This window comes from Streptomyces durhamensis (assembly GCF_000725475.1).
GTDB classification, from domain to species: domain Bacteria; phylum Actinomycetota; class Actinomycetes; order Streptomycetales; family Streptomycetaceae; genus Streptomyces; species Streptomyces filipinensis.
The window spans coordinates 1-211 of the sequence record NZ_JNXR01000218.1; the positions used below are offsets into that span (position 1 = coordinate 1).

The 211-nt window shown below is 68.2% G+C and carries 1 protein-coding gene; it reads right to left on the reverse strand.

What is annotated here, in order from left to right; translation table 11 throughout:
* On the reverse strand, positions 1-211 hold a 211-nt coding region (locus IO33_RS0142450), incomplete at both ends, for a transposase (protein WP_031174385.1).

Here is a 211-nt window from a genome sequence, read left to right on the forward strand (position 1 = left end):
GGCCGCCCGCACGTGGGAGGAATCGATCACCGCCCGCGACCAGTCCAGCTTCTTCGCCGACCGCAGCTTCCCCAGCAGCACCAGATGCAGCTTCTCCCACACACCGGCCTCGTTCCACTCGGCCAGGCGCCGCCAGCAGGTCATCCCGGAGCCGAAGCCCAGTTCCTGGGGCAGGTACTCCCACTGGATCCCGGTGTGCAGCACGAACAGG